Here is an 828-nt window from a genome sequence, read left to right on the forward strand (position 1 = left end):
CCTTCCACTCCAATCAACGTGTATAAAAAACGTATTATTCAGGTTATTAAAAAGAACCTCAAAAAGGTTCTAATTACTGATTCGTTGAATTAAGAGGTCTTCAAAAATTTTGTGCCTACTTAAAGGAATGGTGCTTATAATTGAGTGCCCTTGTTTTTGTAAGCGGCGGACTTTTTGCTGGACTTCGTTTAACAGCAGACCGGAAAATAATAAATAGGGCACAACAATGATTCTCTCGGAAGTTTCTTCTGTTAGCCTTTCTAATCCTTCTGTCAATGTTGGACGGCATGCCGCTAAAAAACAAACAGAAATCCGCTTCGCATCAAGTCGGCATTGCAGGCAATTGGCTATTTGATCAAAAGCAAGCTGAATGGCCGGGTCGCTGCTCCCCCTACCGACTATTAACACTGAATCATTTTCTGAAACCTCACCTGCGGTATCCTTTATTAACTCGGCAAGCCCGTCCAATAGGCAATCTTGAATACCAAAAGGGTCGGTGATCTGAAAAGAAACCTTTGGAAATAGCATACTAATCTCATTAAGTGCTTTTGGGATATCTTCTTTAATATGGGCGGCAGCCAAAAGAAATAAAGGAACAACAGTAATTTCTGTTGCTCCCCTTTCTACGCATCGACGAAATCCTTCGGCAATGGTCGGTTCAGCCAACTCTAAAAAGCTAATTTCTTGAATGGGTACATTACTACGCTCCATTACTCGCTGAATGAACGCTTTTGCCTCTTGAAGTCCTGTTTTAGAACGAGTTCCGTGACCAATGTAAAGTATTGCTTTCAATGATGGCTGCTCCTTTCTATTTTGCTCTGTTAAACT

General features: G+C 40.7%; 1 protein-coding gene. It reads right to left on the reverse strand.

The window, feature by feature from the left end:
- Positions 1–69: 69 nt before the first annotated feature.
- Positions 70–828 (reverse strand): sirohydrochlorin chelatase (locus V7083_RS20095; protein ID WP_335481257.1); only part of this gene is annotated, 759 nt, incomplete at its 5' end.

The sequence above is a fragment of the Bacillus sp. JJ1764 genome (assembly GCF_036962145.1).
Lineage (GTDB): Bacteria > Bacillota > Bacilli > Bacillales > Cytobacillaceae > Neobacillus.